This is a genomic window from Streptomyces sp. NPDC054961 (genome assembly GCF_053609145.1).
The window spans coordinates 46,534-62,860 of the sequence record NZ_JBSGWY010000017.1; the positions used below are offsets into that span (position 1 = coordinate 46,534).

Below are 16,327 nucleotides of genomic sequence, written 5' to 3' on the forward strand. Positions count from 1 at the left end.
TGCCCGGCCCTCCCGGGCTGCGGCCCGGGGCCCTCCCACGTACACTACCCCCGAACCCACCCGCGCCCCCGCCCCGCCCCCGGGCCCGTGCCCGGTCCCCGTCAGAACAGGCGGAGCTTGTCGTCCTCGATGCCGCGCATGGCGTTGTAGTCGAGGACGACACAGTGCATGCCGCGGTCCGTCGCCAGGACGCGGGCCTGGGGCTTGATCTCCTGGGCCGCGAAGACGCCCTTGACCGGCGCCAGGTGGGGATCGCGGTTCAGCAGTTCCAGATAGCGCGTGAGCTGCTCGACGCCGTCGATCTCGCCGCGCCGCTTGATCTCCACGGCCACCGTCGCGCCGTCGGCGTCCCGGCACAGGATGTCCACGGGTCCGATCGCCGTCATGTACTCGCGGCGGATCAGCGTGTACCCCTCGCCGAGGGTCTCGATCCGGTCGGCCAGGAGTTCCTGCAGGTGGGCCTCGACGCCGTCCTTGATCAGGCCGGGGTCGACGCCGAGCTCGTGCGAGGAGTCGTGGAGGACTTCCTCCATGGTGATGATGAGCTTCTCGCCCGCCTTGTTGACGACCGTCCAGACGCCGGCCTCGTCACCACTCCCCTCCTTGAGGGTGCACGGCGGCGACATCCAGTTGAGCGGTTTGTACGCCCGGTCGTCCGCGTGGATCGAGACACTGCCGTCAGCCTTTACGAGGATCAGACGGGGTGCCGAGGGCAGATGGGCGGTGAGCCGGCCCGCATAGTCGACGGAGCAGCGGGCAATGACGAGGCGCATGGTCGGCAACGCTACTCGACCGACGGGCCCGCACGCGATTCGCCCCCGAAAGCCCCCTTCGCGGATGGCGCGTTGTATGCGCATTCTCCTGGTGCGGTACCCACCGGGCGCCTACCGTGGTGAGCGGGAGGTTGCGACGCGTGCACACTGCGTTGCGAACTCCTTCCCTGACCGTAAGGCTCCGGCAACCCAAACGCCGGGGTCGCGAGAGGAGAACCCATGTCGCTCGACGTCTCACCGGCCCTACTCGAACAGGCCGAGCGAGGCGAGGTCGACGAAGCCGCTTTCGTCGACTGCGTCCGGACCTCCCTGCCCTACGCATGGGAGATGGTCAGCTCGCTGGTGGCCCAGCTGAAGGTGGACGGCGGCCAGTTCGCCGACAACCAGACGCCTCCGCCCGACGAGCAGGCGCGTGGCCAGCTGCTCCGCGCTCTCGCGAGTGACGCGATTCGGGGGGCGCTGCAGCGCCACTTCGGAGTGCGCCTGGCCTTCCAGAACTGCCACCGACTGGCGGTGTTCCCGCTGGACTCCTCGGTGGACGACCGGTTGGCCAAGTTCACTTCGATCCGCGGGCAGCTGCTCAACCAGTCGCCGGAACTGCGGGACTGTTAGCAGGACCGCGGACCCGGCGCGCCGTGAGCACCACGGGGCCGCGTCACAGGACCGAACCGCACCACCGCACCGCCGCTCCACCGCATGACCGCACCACGGCAAGACCGCACCACCGCACTTCCGTACGACGCGTGAGCTACGACGTCCGACCGGTATCCCGCTGCCGCTCCGGTGCCAACGGAGCGGCAGCCCTGGTCTCAGCCGAGCGCCGGAACGACTTCGGCGCCGAGGCGCCGGAGGTTCTCCTCCGTCGCGGCGAGGTCTCCCGAGCCTTCCGTCAGCAGGGCGAACCGCGTGATGCCCGTACGCTGCGCCGTGCGCGCCAGCCGGTCCGCGGCCAGCTCCGGGGTGCCGACGGGGTGCAGGTCGCACAGCAGCTCCGTGTACGCGACCGGATCGCGCATCGCGCGCTGGCGCCCGTCCACCGTCACATGGGCGTCGAGGCCCTGCTTGAGCCAGCCCGGCATCGCCTTCAGCAGCGTTTCCCGGGCGTCCGCCGTCCGGTCCGCGAGCTGGCACACCCCGGCCGACACGTGGCCCGCCTCCGGCGAACGGCCCGCGGCCCGCGCGGTGCGCCTCCACAGGTCGACCATCGCGGCCTTGTCCTCGTCCCCGCAGTGCATGCCCAGCAGCATCGGCAGTCCGCGCTCGGCGGCCCGCCGGACCGACGCGGGAGAGGTGCAGGCGACGATCACTTCCGGCCCCGTCCCCGCCGCGCCCAGCGCCTCCGACGGGCGCGGGACCACGGCCACCTCGCGGAAGCCGTACCGCTCGCCGGCCGCGCCGGCCCCCGCCCCTGCCCCCGCCTCCGTGGCCGCTCCCGACGCCGTCCCCACCCGGGGCTCGGTCAGCCAGCGGCGCAACAGGTCCAGGTCCTGCGGGAACCGGTTCTCGTACGCGTCGAGTCCGCCGCCGAAGACCTCCAGGTCCACCCAGGGGCCGCCACGGCCCACCCCCAGGGTGAACCGCCCCTCCGAGGTCAGGTGCAGCAGCGCGGCCTGCTCGCCCAGGGCCACCGGATGCGTGCTCGGCAGCACGCTCACCGCCGTGCCCACGCGCAGCCGCCGGGTGCGGCCCAGCATCAGGGCGGCCAGCGTCACCGCCGACGGACAGACCCCGTACGGCACGAAGTGGTGCTCGGCGATCCAGACCGAGTCGAGCCCGGCCTCCTCGGCCACCTCCGCGGTCCGCACCGCCCGGTGCAGTGCCTCGCCCTGTCCCTGGCCCGGGAACTGGGCCGCCAGTACAAACGCTCCTACGCGCATCGCCTTTAGCCTCCTCGCGGCTGACGCGGCCTCCCCCAGGTGGACCGGTTTCCTTACGGGCAACAACGTCTGACACGTGCCAAAGGCACGGCCTGACCGGAAAGTTATTGGGATTGTCGGGCCAGTCGCGTTCTTGCGAGGGTCGGCCTTCAGCCACCCTGCGGGTACCCGGCCTCGCTGCGCGTAGTCTGGAGGAAAGTCACTGCCGTCCGCCCATCCGTGAGGTATACGTGTCTCCGCGCCACAACCGCCCCAGGGGCGGCGAGAATCCAGCCGATCGTTCGGACCAGGGCTCGGGCCCGGGGAGCCTGGACCGGTACGGGCTGGAGCGGACGGAGGAGTACCAGGGCGAGGAGTGGAAGGTCCGGCACGTCGCGGGCGCCAGCGCGGCGGGCAAGCGCTACCGCTGCCCCGGCTGTGACCAGGAGATCCCCTCGGGCACCCCGCACCTGGTGGCCTGGCCGGAGTACGGCGGCGTCGACGACCGCAGGCACTGGCACAAGGCCTGCTGGAACGCGAAGGACCGCCGCACCTCGAAGGTGCAGCGGTCCCGCAACGCCCCGAAGTACTGAGACCAGGGCCCCGCGTCGGGCGTCAGACGTCCCGGCGGCCGACCACCAGGTACGAGCCGGCCACCGCGGCGCCCGTGACCAGCAGGATCAGCATCATGTGGCTGAGGTCGCCGGGGCCCGTGACCACGTCGCCGGCCGTCGGGTCGGTCGTGTTGGTGGGCAGCCCGAAGAGCTGTATCAGCGCCACCGGCGCGTTGTACTGCAGCAGGGCCCGGCCGGCCGGGGCGAGGGCCTCCCAGATGCTGAGGACCGCCCCTATCACCGGTGGCAGCGTGACGAGGCCGAGCATGAGGGCGATGGCCCCCGCGGAGTGCCGCACCAGCGCCCCGACGGCCAGGGCCAGTACGCCGAGCAGGGTGACGTAGAAGCTGCCCATGAGCCCGGCCGCCCACTCGTTGCCCGGGTGCAGACCCGAGCCCGGACCGTCGCGCAGGATCGAGGCGGCCAGCCCGACCAGGCAGACCGAGCCGGCGGTGGTGAGGAACGCGGTGACGCCGAAGACGAGGTACTTCGCGCTGAGCACCCGGTGCCGGTCGGGGGCCGCCGTCAGGGTGGTGCGGATCAGGCCCGTGCCGTACTCGGAGGTGATCGTCAGCACCCCGAGGACGATCACCGAGAGCTGCCCGACCAGCAGGCCGAAGAGGGCGGGGGTGGTGAACGGCATCTGCTCGTAGTCGTGGGACGCGGTCTGCCACACGACCAGGCCGCCGACGCCCACGACCAGCAGCACCAGCGAGCCGAGCGTCCACATCGTCGAGCGCACCGAGGTCAGCTTGGTCCACTCCGAGGCCAGCGCGTGCCCCAGGTGGGGCTGGGCGGCCGGCAGCGGCGAGCTGTAGGCCTCCGGCTGCGCCCGCTCCCCGGCGGCCGTGGTCGTCGCAGGGGTCATCGGATGTCCTCGGTGTTCTCGGCGGCGCTCCGCGCGGGGGAGTGCACGGGCTCGGGGGAGGGCCCGGGTGAGTGGTCGGGAGAGGCGGTGGCCAGCTGTCCGGGGCTGCCGGGCATCAGGAAGGGCTTTCCGTCGGATCCGGGCGGCGGAGGCGCGAAGAAGCCGGTCTGCGGGACGTCGAGGTCGGGCGCGGCGCCGCTCTCCTCCCATTCGGGGAGGCTGAGCGGATCCGGTTCCCACAGCTCGGCCCGCGGGTCCTCGGTGGAGGTGAACTCGAGCGAGGACTGCGTCATTCGCATGTACGCCTCTTCCAGGGAGGCCCGGTGCGGCGACAGCTCCCACAGGCGTACGCCGGCCCGGTGCGCGAGATCGGAGATCCGGGGCAGTTCCAGCCCGGTCACCCGCAGGGCCCCGTCGGGCTCCTTGAGCACCCGGCCGCCGGCCCTGGTCAGCGTGGAGCCGAGCGCGTCCCACCCCGCCGGGTCGGTATCGGCGGTGCGGACCCGTGCGAATCCGGCCGAATTGTGCGTGATGAAGTCCTGGGTGCTCATGTCGGCGAGCAGCCGGCCCCGGCCGATCACGATCAGGTGGTCGGCGGTCAGCGCCATCTCGCTCATGAGGTGCGAGGAGACGAAGACGGTGCGGCCCTCGGCGGCGAGCTGGCGCATCAGATTGCGGACCCAGAGGATGCCCTCCGGGTCGAGGCCATTGACCGGTTCGTCGAAGAGGAGCACCTGCGGGTCGCCGAGCAGGGCCGTCGCGATGCCGAGGCGCTGGCCCATGCCGAGCGAGAAGCCCTTGGTGCGCTGCCGGGCGACGTCCTGGAGGCCCACGACGCCCAGGACCTCGTCGACCCGCTTCTCGGGGATCCCGGACAGCTGGGCGGTGGCCAGGAGGTGGGTGCGGGCCCGGCGGCCGCCGTGCATGGCCTTGGCGTCGAGCAGGGCGCCGACGTGCCGCTGGGCGTTCGGCAGCTCGCGGAAGGGCAGGCCGTTGATGGTGACCCGGCCGGAGCTGGGGCGGTCCAGGCCCAGGACCATCCGCATGGTGGTGGACTTCCCGGAGCCGTTGGGCCCCAGGAAACCCGTCACGTGACCCGGCCTGACCTGGAAGGACAGGTCGTCGACGGCGGTCTTCGCGCCGAAGCGCTTCGTCAGGCCGACTGCCTCGATCATGTGCACTGCCCCTTACCAGGCCGGGACGACTTTCGCCCGCGTAAGGGTTAAGAGGATAGCGAGGATCCTACGGTTCCGTCCCGGGCCGGATCCCTGAGCTGCCCCTGAGACCGACCCGGGTTTTGCCCGTACGACCTCAGGCGTCCCTCTTCTTCAGGACGAGGTAGCCGCCGAGTACGGCGGCCAGCACCCACAGGGCCATGATCCCGAAGCCGCCCCAGGGCCCGTAGGGGGCCTTGTCGCTGCCCATCGCCCCCGGGATCACCTGCATGATCTTGGAACCGGCCTGGTCGGGGAAGTACTGGGCGACCTTACGGGTCGCCGGGACCGCCCCGAGGATGTTCGAGACCAGGAGGAAGAACGGCATCAGGATGCCGAGCGAGAGCATCGAGCTGCGCAGCATGGTGGCCACGCCCATGGAGAACAGCGCCAGCATCCCCATGTACAGCCCGGCGCCGAACACGGCGCGCAGCACGTTCGGCTCGGTGATGGCGATGCTGCGGTCGCCCAGGATCGCCTGGCCGATGAAGAAGGACGCGAAGCTGGTGACGAGGCCGACGGCCAGCGCGAGCCCGGTCGCGACGATCAGCTTGCCCGCCAGGAAGCCGCCGCGCCGGGGCACGGCGGCCAGCGAAGTGCGGATCATGCCCGAGCTGTACTCGGTGCCGACGACCAGCACGCCGAAGACGATCATCGCGAGCTGGCCCAGGGACATGCCCGCGAAGCTGGCCAGGGTCGGGTCGAAGGTGGCCTGCTCCTCCGGCTTCATGTCCTTGAAGGAGGAGCTGATGAAGGCGCAGAGCAGGGAGCTGATGCCGACCGTGACGAGGGCCGCGGAGGCCAGGGTCCACAGGGTCGAGGCGACCGAGCGGATCTTGGTCCACTCGGACTGCAGGACGGCGGAGAAGGAGGACACGTTCACTCGCCGCCCTTGTTCTTGTTGCGCTTGGCCGGGGCCTCGAAGCCGGCGCCCCACGCGGGTACGCCGGCCGGCCGGGCCGGGTTGTCGGCGGCGGGGCCCGGTCCGCCGGAGAAGCCCGGCGCCCCCGGCGCGTGGGCGTGGTACTCGACGGAGTCGGCCGTCATGCGCATGAACGCTTCCTCCAGTGAAGCCCGCTGCGGGCTGAGTTCGTGCAGCACGATCTGGTGCTGGGCGGCCAGCTCGCCGAGCTGCTCCGATGTCACCCCGTCGATCTCCAGGGCGCCGGTGGCCGGGACGCTGATCGCGTCGATTCCCGCCTCGTGCAGGACGTCCTTCAGCCGTTCCTGCTGCGGAGAACGCAGCCGGACGAAACTGCGGGAGTTCTGGTGGATGAAATCGGCCATCGACAGGTCGGCCAGCAGCTTTCCCTGTCCGATGACGACCAAGTGTTCCGCGGTCAGCGCCATTTCGCTCATCAGGTGGGAGGAGACGAAGATCGTCCTTCCCTCTGCCGCGAGCCCCTTCATAAGATTGCGGATCCAGAGAATTCCCTCCGGGTCCAGACCATTGACGGGTTCGTCGAACATCAGGATCTCCGGGTCGCCGAGCAGTGCGGAGGCGATTCCCAGTCGCTGGCCCATACCCAGCGAAAATCCTTTCGACTTCTTCTTCGCGACCGCCGACAGGCCGACCAGGTCGAGCACCTCGGACACCCGGCTGCGCGGGATCCGGTTCGACTGGGCGAGGCAGAGCAGGTTGTTGTACGCGCTGCGGCCGCCGTGCATGGCCTTCGCGTCCAGCAGCGCCCCGATGTACTTCAGTGGCTCCGGCAGGTCCCGGTAGTGCTTGCCGTCGATCCGGACCGTACCGCTGGTCGGGTTGTCGAGGTCGAGCATCATGCGCATGGTCGTGGACTTGCCCGCCCCGTTGGGGCCGAGGAAGCCGGTCACCACCCCCGGTCTGACCTGGAAGCTGAGGTTGTCCACGGCGGTCTTCGCGCCGAATCGTTTGGTAAGGCCCTCAAGCTCGATCATTGGGCCACGCTAGAACGCCAGAGGGCCCTACGCCACCTCTCGCAGGTGACCCAGGGCCCTCGGGGCTGAACTGGAAGATTGCCTTCCGGTGACGGTCCGGCGACTAGCGGCTCTGCTGCGCCGGAACGCCGCGGGTGACCGGCTCGTCGTCGATCGGGGAGGCGGCGGCCGCGACCGCGGCACCCGTCAGCGTCGCGAGCATCTCGCGGACGTTGGTGAGCTGGGCGTTGATGGAGTCGCGGCGGTTGGTGAGCGCCGCCAGCTCGCGCTCGGACTCGCTGCGGATCCGGTCCGCCTTGGCGTTCGCGTCGGCCACGATGTCCTCGGCCTGGCGCTGCGCGGTCTCCACGGTCTGGCGGGCGCGGCGCTCGGCGTCCGTACGGAGCTTCTCGGCCTCCAGGCGCAGCTGCTCCGCGCGGTGCTCGATCTCCGCGAGACGCTTCTCGGCCTTGGCCTGACGGCCGGCCAGGTCGCGCTCGGACTGCTCGCGGCGCTTGGCCAGGTTGGTCTCGAAGTCCGCGGCGGCCTGGGCGGCCTTGGCGCGGGTCTCCTCGAAGAGCGCGTCGGCCTCCTCGCGCTTGGAGGCCGCGTCCTTCTGGGCCTCGGCGCGCAGGGTGGAGGCGTCGCCCTTGGCCTTCTCGACGATCCGGACACCCTCGTCCTCGGCCGTCGACTTGCGGTCGGCGGCGAACGACTCGGCGTCGTTGCGCACCTGCTGGGCCGCCGACTCGGCGAGCTCGCGGTGCTGCTCGGCGGCGCGACGGGCCTCCTCGCGCAGGTCCTTCGCCTCCTCCTCGGCCAGGCGCAGGATCTTCTCGACCCGGGCACCGAGGCCGGCGTACGACGGCTCGGCGTCGTTCACCTGGGCCTGGGCGTTCTGCGTCTCGAGGTGTAGCTCCTCGATGCGCTTTTCCAGAGAGTTGATTCGTCCGAGGGCGCTGTCACGGTCGGAGACCAGCTTGGTGATGCGGTCGTCCACCTGACCGCGGTCGTAACCACGCCGCACGAGCTCGAAGCCGAAGGGGGAGGAAGTGTCGCTCATGGGGTTCCTGTCGAATGAGACGATGAGGTGCTACGTGAGGTGATGGGTGTTAAGGGGAATCCTAGGCGCCCAGACGGCGTGTCATCGAGTCAATCCGCGTTTGATCTGGACAATGACACCCCTTTTGAGTGGCAAGGCGACAGAATGCTTGTCACTCGTTCGGCTGAACCTCCCTCAGGAGCACACGTCAAGGTGCGCCGGCTACCCCTCCGACGCCTTGCCACCCGAACGAGCGGATCCCGCTGTCGCACCGGCCTTCACGCCCCCCGCGCCCTGGCTGCCGACCCCGGGCTTCGCGCCACCCGAAGGCGCCTCGAATGATTCCAACGCCTCAAGAACGTCCTGGACACGGGAGATCTCCGCCTGGATGTCCTCGCGCCGCCGCACCAGGACCGCCAGCTCGCGCCGGCCCTCGTCGACGAGCCGCTCGGCCTCCGCCTGCGCCTCCGCGAGCCGGCCCTCGGCCTCCCGCACCAGCTCCGCCTTCTTCTGCTCGGCCTCCTTGAGCAGCGCCTCCGCCTTGCGCACCGCGGCGATGCGGACCTTGCCCGCCTCGCTGCTCGCGTCCGACACCAGGGCCTTGGCCTTCGCCTCCGCCTCGACGCTCTGCTCGGTCGCCGCCCGCACCAGCTTGTCCACGCGCTCGCCGGCCGACTTCATCTGCTCGGCCGACTCCCGGCGGGCCCGCTCGTGCAGCTCCTCGACCTCCGCCTCGACGCGGCCGCGCAGCTCCTCCGCCCGCTCCCTTATGGCCGACGCGTCCGTGCGCGCCCCGACCAGCAGCTCGTCGGCGTCCGTACGGGCCTTCTCCACCAGGGAGTTGCCCTCGACGGTCGCCTCGGAGGCGATCCGCGCGGCCTCCTTGCGCGCCGCGTCCACCATCGCGTCCGCCTGCTCCTCGGCCGCCGTGGTGGCGGCCAGGGCCTGCTTCTGCGCGTCCCCGGTGAGCTTCTCGGCCTCCGACGAGGCCTCCGTGATGAGCCGGTCGACCTGCGCCGCGGCCTCGCTGCGACGCTTGTTGGCCTCCTCGCGGGCCTCGTCCAGCAGCCGCTCCGACTCCGTGCGCGCCTCGCCGCGGACCCGCTCGGCGTCGGTCGCGGCCCCGGCCTTGACCCGCTCCGCCTCGGAACGGGTGCGGGTCGCGTGCTCCTGCGCCGAGGACAGCGCCTCGGCCGCCTCCGCGCGCAGCCGCTCGGCCTCGTTCGCGGCCTCGCCGACCGTGCGCTCGTTGTCCTTGCGGGTCTGCTCGGTGAGCCGGTCCGCCTCGCCGACGGCTTCCGTGATCAGGCGGTCGGCCTGCTCGGCCGCCTCGGTGCGGAGCCTGCCCGCCTCGGCGCGCGCCTCGTCGAGTGTCTGCTCGGCCTCCCGCTCGGCACTTGCCAGGGTCTCGTTCGCCGCGATCGTGACGCGGTCCGCCTCCGCGGTGGCCTCGCCGATGATCCGGCCGCCCTCCGCGCGGGCGTCGTCCAGGACCCGGGCCGCCTCGGCCCGCAGCCGGGCGCCCTCGGCGGCCGCCTCGCCGACCGTGGCCTCGTTCGCCACGCGCGTCTCGTCGACCAGCCGGTCGCCCTCGGTCCGGGCGTCGACCAGGATCCGGGCCGCGTCCCGCTCGGCGGCGGCCAGCGTCTGCGCCGCCTGGTCCGTCCTGCGGCCCGCTTCGGCGCGTGCCGCGTCCAGGGTCTCGGCCGCCTCGGCCCGCAGGGCCTTCGCGGCGCTCTCGGCCTCGCCCACCGTGACCGCGTTCGCGGCCAGGGTCTCCTGGGTGAGCTTCTCGGCCTCCGACGCGGCCTCGGTGATGAGCCGGTCCGCCTGCTCGGCGGCTTCCGTACGCAGCCGGTTGGCCTCCGCACGGGCTTCGTCCAGCGTGCCGTCCGCCTCGGAGCGGGTGGCGTCCGCGGCGGTGAGCGCCGCCTCGGTGAGCAGGTCGGCCTCGGCCTGCGCCTCGGCGACCGTCGCCGCGTTCGCGGCCGTGGTCTCCTCGGTGAGCCGCGCCGCCTCCGCCGTGGCCTGCGCCACGATCCGGCCGCCCTCGGCGCGCGAAGCCTCCAGGGCGTCCGCGGCCTCGCCGCGGATGCGGTTCGCGTCGTCGCGGGCGTCCGCCTTCGTACGGGCCGCGTCGCGCTCGGAGGCGGCCAGGGCGTCCGTGGCCTCCGTCCGCACGCGCTGCGCGTACTCCGCGGTGTCCGAGCGCAGCTGATCGGCCTCGGCGATCGCGTCGCCGACGGTCCGCTCGGCCAGCGCCTTCGCGGCGTCCGTCTCGGTCCGCGCCTCGCTGCGGATCCGGTTCGCGTCCTCGGTGGCCAGCTCCCGCTCGGCGTACGCGTCGGCGCGGACCCGGCCGGCCTCTTCCTCGGCCTCCGTCCTCGCGCGCTCCGCGGCGTGCTCGGCCGCGCTGCGCAGCCCCGCGATCTCTTCCTCGGCCTGCTCGTGCAGCCCGGCCACGGCATCGCGCACCTGCTGGGCGGTGGCCTCGGCCGCCGCGACCACCTCGGACGCGCGCCGCTCGGCCTCCTCGGTGAGCCAGACCGCCTCGGCCTGGGCCTCCTCCGAGCGCTTGCGGGCCTGGGCGAGGAGCTCCTCGCTCTCCTCCCGGGCCTGCGCCCGCTCGCTCTCCGCGTCGGTGCGCGCCGAGGCCAGGGTCTCCTCGGACTCCCGGCGCCTGCGCGCGGCCTCCTCCTGGGCGGCGGCCAGCGCCTCGGCGGCTTCCTGCGCGACCCGCTCGGCGGCGGCCTTGGCCTCCGCGCGCAGCCGGTCGGCGGTCTCCTGCGCCTCGGAGCGCAGCCGCTCCGCCTCGGTCTCGGCCTCGCCCGTCAGCCGCGCCGCGGTCTGCTCGGCCTCGGCGCGGACCCGGCCGGCGTCCTCGGCCGCGCCGGTGCGCAGCTGGTCGGCCTCGGCCTCCGCCTGCGTCTGCAGGGTGCGGATCCGCTCCGCCGACTCGGCGCGCAGCCGGTCGCTCTCCTCGGTGCTCTCCTTGCGGACGTTCTCCGCGGCCGCCCTGGCGTCGCGCAGGGTCTGCTCGGCCGTCACGAGCCGCGCCTCGGCGTCCGTGTGCAGCCGGACGAGCTCCTCGTCGGCCTCCGCCCGCTTCGCGGCCAGCACCCGCTCGGTCTCCTCGCGCCGCACGGCCGCCGCGGCGTCCGCCTCGGACCGTACGGACTGCGCCTCCTCCTCGGCCTCCGCGCGCAGCCGCTCGGCCTCGGCGCGGGTCCGGTCCAGGGTCTCCTCGGCCTGCTTGCGCAGGGTCGTGGCCCGCTCGACGGCCTCGGCGCGGACCCGCTCGCTCTCGGCGCTCGCGCTCGCGCGCACCTCGTCGGCGTCCGCCCGGGACTTGCCGAGCAGCTCCTCGGCGGTCCGGGCCGCCTCCTCGATCTGCTGGACCGCCTCGCGGCGGGCCTCGCCGCGGATCCGCTCGCCCTCGGCGACGGCCTCCGCGCGCAGCTGCTCGGCCTCGCCGCGCAGCCTGCGGGCCTCCGCCTGGAGTTCGACGGTACGGGCTCGGTACTCCTCGGTGTCGTCCTTCGCCGCGCCCTTGAGCTCGTCGGCGGTGGTCGCGGCCTGGGCGCGCAGCCGCTCGGCCTCCGCCTCCGCCTCGCCGCGGATCCGCTCGGCCTCCTCGGACGCCGCCCGGGTGGTGGCGCGGGCGTCCTCCGTGGCCTTGTTCAGGACGTCCTCGGCGGTGCGGGCCGCCTTCGCCAGCTGGGCCGCCGTGTCCTCGGCGGCCGCGGTACGGGCCTGCTCGCCGGCCTCGCCGCGCAGCCGCTCGGCGTCGGCGCGGGCATCCGCCAGCGCCTGCTCGGCCTCGGCCTTGAGGATCTCGGCTTCCTTGGTGGCCTCGCCGACCAGGCGGGCCACCTGCTCCTTGGCCGTACGGGTGCGCTGCTCGTTGACGGATTCCGCCGAGGCGAGCTGGCGCGCGGCACTCTCCTTGGCCTCCGCGAGCAGCTTCTCGGCGGCCGCGCGCGCCTCGCGCAGCGATACGTCGGCTTCCTGGGCGCGCTGTTCGGCGACCCGGCCCAGGTCCATGGTCTGCTGGCGGGTCTGCTCGGCCTCGGCGGAGGTGGTCGAGCGCAGCCGCTCCGCGTGCTCGGTGGCCTCCTGGGCCTGCGCCCCGGCGGCGGTCAGCAGCCGCTCGGACTCCTTGCGGGCGCGCAGCAGCGTCGCCTCGGCCTCGGTGCGGGTCGCCTCGTTCTCGGCGGCGAGCCGGCGGGTGGCCTCGGCGGTGACCCGGGCGGCCTCGGCCCGGGCGGCGTTCAGGGTCTGCTCGGCCTCGGCGCGGGACTCGTCCATGAGCCGGCGGGCCTGCGACTCGGTGCGGGCGCGCAACTGCTCGGCCCAGGCCACGTTCTCGTTGACGTGGGCTTCCACCGTCTGGCGGCGCTCGCCCAGCTCCTGGTCCAGGCGCTGGCGGCGGTTGACGGCCTCGGCGTGCAGTTCGGCCTGGAGCCGCGCCTGGTGCTCGGCGTGCTCCTGGAGGATGCGCTGGGTCTGCGCCCGTACGTCGCGCAGTTCGCGCTCGGCGTCGGAACGCATCTGGTCGGCCTGGATCTGGGCATTGCGAAGCAGCTGCTCCGCCTGATAGCCCATGTCCGCGCCGTCGTAGGCGGGGCGGGACGCCAGATTGCGGCGTACCTCGTGGAGCTTGGCGCGCAGCACCTCGACCTGGTATCCCAGGTCATCGGCGTGCTGGACGGCCTTCCCGCGTTCCTTCTTCAGCCGCTCCATCTCGGCTTCGAAGAGCGAGAGATGGTCGGCCTCGGCCTGATGGCTCTCCTGGCTTTCGTAGCCCCGCACAGCGCGGTCCCATCCGTCCCCTGGTCGCAAGCTCACACGCACTGAGCATCGTCCGCCCGCTGAACGACGCCCCCGGGGAATGGTGTCAGATGGCGGGGCTGGGGTTACAGGCCCCGACCCCGTCTCCGCACCGAACCCCGGCCGAGCCAGAGCCACTCTACCGGCCGGGGAAACGGGACATTAGTGCTCGGGGTTGCTCGTGACCAGTTCGGTCAGGACACCGTGGCAGTCCTTGGGGTGCAGGAAGGTGATCTGAGACCCCATCGAACCCGTGCGGGGCTGGTCGTAGAGGACGCGGACGCCCTTGCCGCGGATGGCCTCCGAGTCGCCGAGGACGTCCGCGGTGCCGAAGGCGATGTGGTGGACCCCCTCGCCGTTCTTGGCCAGCCACTTGCCGACCGCGGAGTCCTCGCGGGTGGGTTCCAGGAGCTGGAGGTACGAGGCGCCGCCGTCGGAGGTCTCGTTGATCTTGAGCATGGCCTCGCGCACACCCTGCTCCTCGTTGACCTCGGAGTGGAACACCTCGAAGCCGTACGTGGCACGGTAGAACTCGACGGTCTTGTCCAGGTCGAAGCAGGCGATCCCGATGTGGTCGATTCTTGTCAGCATGGACACAGTGCAGCGCCACGGGAGGTGGTTACGCAACGTGCGCGCGATCACACTGGCGGGCCGGTGACGGCACGGGTACCGCTCAGTACATTCGGGTAAACCCTCGTTCACTCCTCATCTTCAAGGGGCTGTGCTCCATGTCCGGAACGAACAACACCACGTCAGTGATCGTCGCCGGGGCCCGCACGCCCATGGGACGGCTGCTGGGTTCGCTGAAGTCCTTCTCGGGTGCCGACCTCGGCGGCTTCGCCATCAAGTCCGCGCTGGAGCGGGCCGGGATCTCCGGCGACCAGGTCCAGTACGTGATCATGGGCCAGGTGCTCCAGGCCGGTGCGGGCCAGATTCCCGCCCGCCAGGCCGCGGTCAAGGCCGGCATCCCGATGAACGTGCCCGCCCTCACCATCAACAAGGTGTGCCTCTCGGGCCTCGACGCCATCGCCCTGGCCGACCAGCTCATCCGCGCCGGGGAGTTCGACATCGTGGTCGCGGGCGGCCAGGAGTCGATGACCAACGCCCCGCACCTGCTGCCGAAGTCCCGCGAGGGATACAAGTACGGCGCCATCGAGATGCTCGACGCGATGGCCTACGACGGCCTCACGGACGCCTTCGAGAACATCGCGATGGGCGAGTCCACCGAGAAGCACAACACCCGCCTGGGCATCGAGCGCGGCCCGCAGGACGAGTTCGCCGCCGCCTCCCACCAGCGCGCCGCCGCCGCGCAGAAGAACGGCGTCTTCGAGGCCGAGATCACCCCGGTGGAGATCCCGCAGCGCAAGGGCGACCCGGTCATCTTCTCCGCCGACGAGGGCATCCGCCCCGAGACGACGGCGGAGTCCCTCGGCAAGCTGCGCCCCGCGTTCACGAAGGACGGCACCATCACCGCCGGTACGGCCTCGCAGATCAGCGACGGCGCGGCCGCCGTGGTCGTGATGAGCAAGGCCAAGGCCGAGGAGCTGGGCCTGGAGTGGCTCGCCGAGATCGGCGCCCACGGCAACGTGGCCGGCCCGGACAACTCGCTCCAGTCGCAGCCGTCCAACGCGATCCTGCACGCCCTGAAGAAGGAGGGCCTGGAGGTCGCCGACCTGGACCTGATCGAGATCAACGAGGCCTTCGCGGCGGTCGCCGTGCAGTCAATGAAGGACCTCGGCGTGACCCCGGAAAAGGTGAACGTCAACGGCGGCGCCATCGCCCTGGGCCACCCGATCGGCATGTCCGGCGCCCGCGTGGTGCTGCACCTGGCGCTGGAGCTCAAGCGCCGCGGCGGCGGGGTCGGAGCGGCCGCGCTGTGCGGCGGCGGCGGCCAGGGCGACGCCCTGATCGTGCGCGTCGCCCCGTAGGGCACGGCCCCCGGCAGGACCCCGTACCCGTACCAGAACCGAGGAGTGCAGCACGTTATGACGGCGGTGGACGTCCCCCAGCTGGTGGCCCAGGCGCGCGAAGGCAGGCCGAGGGCGGTGGCCCGGCTGATCTCGCTGGTCGAGGGGGCGTCCCCGCAGCTGCGCGAGGTGATGGCGGCGCTGGCGCCGCTCACGGGCAACGCGTACGTGGTGGGGCTCACGGGCTCGCCGGGCGTCGGCAAGTCCACGACGACCTCGGCGCTGGTCTCCGCGTACCGCCAGGCCGGCAAGCGGGTCGGCGTCCTCGCCGTCGACCCGTCCTCGCCGTTCAGCGGCGGCGCGCTGCTCGGCGACCGGGTGCGCATGTCGGACCACGCCTCCGACCCGGGGGTCTACATCCGCTCCATGGCCACCCGCGGGCACCTGGGCGGCCTCGCCTGGGCGGCGCCGCAGGCCATCCGGGTGCTGGACGCCGCCGGCTGCGAGGTGATCCTGGTCGAGACCGTCGGGGTCGGGCAGTCGGAGGTGGAGATCGCGGCCCAGGCCGACACCTCGGTGGTGCTGCTGGCCCCCGGGATGGGCGACGGGATCCAGGCCGCGAAGGCGGGCATCCTGGAGATCGGTGACGTCTACGTGGTCAACAAGGCCGACCGGGACGGCGCGGACGCCACCGCGCGGGAGCTGAACCACATGCTGAGCCTCGGGGAGTCCCGGGGCAAGGGCGACTGGCGGCCGCCCATCGTCAAGACGGTCGCGGCCCGCGGCACGGGCATCGACGAACTCGTCGAGGCGCTGGAGAAGCACCGGGCGTGGATGGACGAGCGCGGGGTGCTGGCCGAGCGCCGCACGGCGCGGGCGGCGCGGGAGGTCGAGACGATCGCGATCACCGCGCTCCGGGCCAGGCTGGCCGATGTGCACGGCGACGCCCGGCTCGACGCCCTGGCCGGCCGGGTTGCCGGCGGCGAGCTGGACCCGTACGCCGCCTCGGACGCACTGCTGGCGACTCTGACCGAACCGGATGCGGGGGCCGCGGGCCGGTCATAGACTGGCGAAAGCCCGGAATGCCCCGACGCAGGGAGGTTTCATGGCGAAGCGCGGCAACAAGAAGCGAGCCCGCAAGAAGAAGAAGGCCAACCACGGCAAGCGTCCCAACGCCTGACCGGCCCGTGTGAACGTACGAGAGGAGGGGGGCGCCCCCCCCGCCGGGGGGGGGGGGAGCCAACCGCACCCCTCGGCCAGCCCCCGGGCCGCCCGCTCCCAGTCACACGGCGCCGCGGGGTGTGGGCGCCCACCGAGACTGCGAGCC

General features: G+C 72.4%; 14 protein-coding genes. 5 read left to right on the forward strand and 9 right to left on the reverse strand.

Going from position 1 to position 16,327, the window contains the following annotated elements:
- Positions 1 to 101: 101 nt before the first annotated feature.
- Positions 102 to 773 carry an endonuclease NucS gene (nucS, locus tag ACWF9Z_RS17395; RefSeq protein ID WP_453603007.1) on the reverse strand — a complete coding sequence of 224 codons (672 nt, stop codon included), beginning with the start codon at positions 771 to 773 and terminating at the stop codon, positions 102 to 104.
- Between the two features lie 219 nt (positions 774 to 992).
- Between nucS and ACWF9Z_RS17400 the strand changes: the two genes are divergently transcribed.
- Positions 993 to 1,385, forward strand: coding sequence for an SCO5389 family protein (locus ACWF9Z_RS17400; RefSeq protein WP_356649321.1), 393 nt, complete (start codon positions 993 to 995; stop codon positions 1,383 to 1,385).
- A 197-nt stretch (positions 1,386 to 1,582) separates the two neighbouring features.
- Here the strand turns inward: ACWF9Z_RS17400 and ACWF9Z_RS17405 are convergent, their stop codons facing one another.
- Positions 1,583 to 2,650, reverse strand: coding sequence for an LLM class flavin-dependent oxidoreductase (locus ACWF9Z_RS17405; RefSeq protein ID WP_453603009.1), 1,068 nt, complete (start codon positions 2,648 to 2,650; stop codon positions 1,583 to 1,585).
- Between the two features lie 230 nt (positions 2,651 to 2,880).
- On the opposite strand from ACWF9Z_RS17405, the gene ACWF9Z_RS17410 reads away from it, so the two are divergent.
- Positions 2,881 to 3,222 (forward strand): ATP/GTP-binding protein, encoded by a 342-nt coding sequence (locus ACWF9Z_RS17410; RefSeq protein WP_250744750.1) that lies wholly within the window; start codon positions 2,881 to 2,883, stop codon positions 3,220 to 3,222.
- Between the two features lie 22 nt (positions 3,223 to 3,244).
- On the opposite strand, the gene ACWF9Z_RS17415 is transcribed toward ACWF9Z_RS17410, so the two are convergent.
- From ACWF9Z_RS17415 to mce, 7 genes are all read right to left on the reverse strand, one after another.
- On the reverse strand, positions 3,245 to 4,111 hold the full coding sequence (locus ACWF9Z_RS17415; RefSeq protein ID WP_453603011.1) for an ABC transporter permease: 867 nt from the start codon (positions 4,109 to 4,111) through the stop codon (positions 3,245 to 3,247).
- Complete coding sequence (locus tag ACWF9Z_RS17420) at positions 4,108 to 5,286, reverse strand: ATP-binding cassette domain-containing protein (protein WP_453603013.1); 1,179 nt, start codon at positions 5,284 to 5,286, stop codon at positions 4,108 to 4,110. The genes ACWF9Z_RS17415 and ACWF9Z_RS17420 overlap by 4 nt, the downstream gene beginning before the upstream one ends.
- 136 nt (positions 5,287 to 5,422) lie before the next feature.
- Positions 5,423 to 6,202: an ABC transporter permease gene (locus tag ACWF9Z_RS17425; protein WP_453603135.1), complete on the reverse strand. Its 780-nt coding sequence runs from the start codon at positions 6,200 to 6,202 to the stop codon at positions 5,423 to 5,425.
- Positions 6,203 to 6,204: 2 nt separating this feature from the next.
- A complete protein-coding gene (locus ACWF9Z_RS17430; RefSeq protein ID WP_453603014.1) occupies positions 6,205 to 7,242 on the reverse strand; it encodes an ABC transporter ATP-binding protein in 1,038 nt (345 codons plus the stop codon).
- 103 nt (positions 7,243 to 7,345) lie between these two features.
- A complete protein-coding gene (locus ACWF9Z_RS17435) occupies positions 7,346 to 8,284 on the reverse strand; it encodes a coiled-coil domain-containing protein (protein ID WP_215033977.1) in 939 nt (312 codons plus the stop codon).
- A 201-nt stretch (positions 8,285 to 8,485) separates the two neighbouring features.
- Entirely contained in the window at positions 8,486 to 13,075 is a 4,590-nt protein-coding gene (scy, locus tag ACWF9Z_RS17440) for a polarized growth protein Scy (RefSeq protein ID WP_453603016.1), read from the reverse strand.
- A gap of 180 nt (positions 13,076 to 13,255) precedes the next feature.
- Positions 13,256 to 13,684, reverse strand: a complete 429-nt coding sequence (gene mce / locus ACWF9Z_RS17445; protein ID WP_215033973.1) for a methylmalonyl-CoA epimerase — start codon at positions 13,682 to 13,684, stop codon at positions 13,256 to 13,258.
- 137 nt (positions 13,685 to 13,821) lie between these two features.
- Here mce and ACWF9Z_RS17450 point away from each other — a divergent pair, with 137 nt between their 5' ends.
- The 3 genes from ACWF9Z_RS17450 to ACWF9Z_RS17460 are packed head-to-tail and all read left to right on the forward strand — an operon-like array spanning position 13,822 to position 16,180.
- Positions 13,822 to 15,021 carry an acetyl-CoA C-acetyltransferase gene (locus tag ACWF9Z_RS17450; protein ID WP_453603018.1) on the forward strand — a complete coding sequence of 400 codons (1,200 nt, stop codon included), beginning with the start codon at positions 13,822 to 13,824 and terminating at the stop codon, positions 15,019 to 15,021.
- A gap of 57 nt (positions 15,022 to 15,078) precedes the next feature.
- Positions 15,079 to 16,065: a methylmalonyl Co-A mutase-associated GTPase MeaB gene (gene meaB / locus ACWF9Z_RS17455; protein WP_453603019.1), complete on the forward strand. Its 987-nt coding sequence runs from the start codon at positions 15,079 to 15,081 to the stop codon at positions 16,063 to 16,065.
- A 40-nt stretch (positions 16,066 to 16,105) separates the two neighbouring features.
- On the forward strand, positions 16,106 to 16,180 hold the full coding sequence (locus tag ACWF9Z_RS17460; protein ID WP_099895366.1) for a 50S ribosomal protein bL37: 75 nt from the start codon (positions 16,106 to 16,108) through the stop codon (positions 16,178 to 16,180).
- Positions 16,181 to 16,327 lie beyond the last annotated feature (147 nt).

Bases quoted from the DNA above. Each gene is read 5' to 3' on its own strand.
- nucS (WP_453603007.1), bottom strand. From the start codon at position 773: ATGCGCCTCGTCATTGCCCGCTGCTCCGTCGACTATGCGGGCCGGCTC.
- ACWF9Z_RS17400 (WP_356649321.1), top strand. From the start codon at position 993: ATGTCGCTCGACGTCTCACCGGCCCTACTCGAACAGGCCGAGCGAGGC.
- ACWF9Z_RS17405 (WP_453603009.1), bottom strand. From the start codon at position 2,650: ATGCGCGTAGGAGCGTTTGTACTGGCGGCCCAGTTCCCGGGCCAGGGA.
- ACWF9Z_RS17415 (WP_453603011.1), bottom strand. From the start codon at position 4,111: ATGACCCCTGCGACGACCACGGCCGCCGGGGAGCGGGCGCAGCCGGAG.
- ACWF9Z_RS17420 (WP_453603013.1), bottom strand. From the start codon at position 5,286: ATGATCGAGGCAGTCGGCCTGACGAAGCGCTTCGGCGCGAAGACCGCC.
- ACWF9Z_RS17430 (WP_453603014.1), bottom strand. From the start codon at position 7,242: ATGATCGAGCTTGAGGGCCTTACCAAACGATTCGGCGCGAAGACCGCC.
- ACWF9Z_RS17435 (WP_215033977.1), bottom strand. From the start codon at position 8,284: ATGAGCGACACTTCCTCCCCCTTCGGCTTCGAGCTCGTGCGGCGTGGT.
- mce (WP_215033973.1), bottom strand. From the start codon at position 13,684: ATGCTGACAAGAATCGACCACATCGGGATCGCCTGCTTCGACCTGGAC.
- ACWF9Z_RS17450 (WP_453603018.1), top strand. From the start codon at position 13,822: ATGTCCGGAACGAACAACACCACGTCAGTGATCGTCGCCGGGGCCCGC.
- meaB (WP_453603019.1), top strand. From the start codon at position 15,079: ATGACGGCGGTGGACGTCCCCCAGCTGGTGGCCCAGGCGCGCGAAGGC.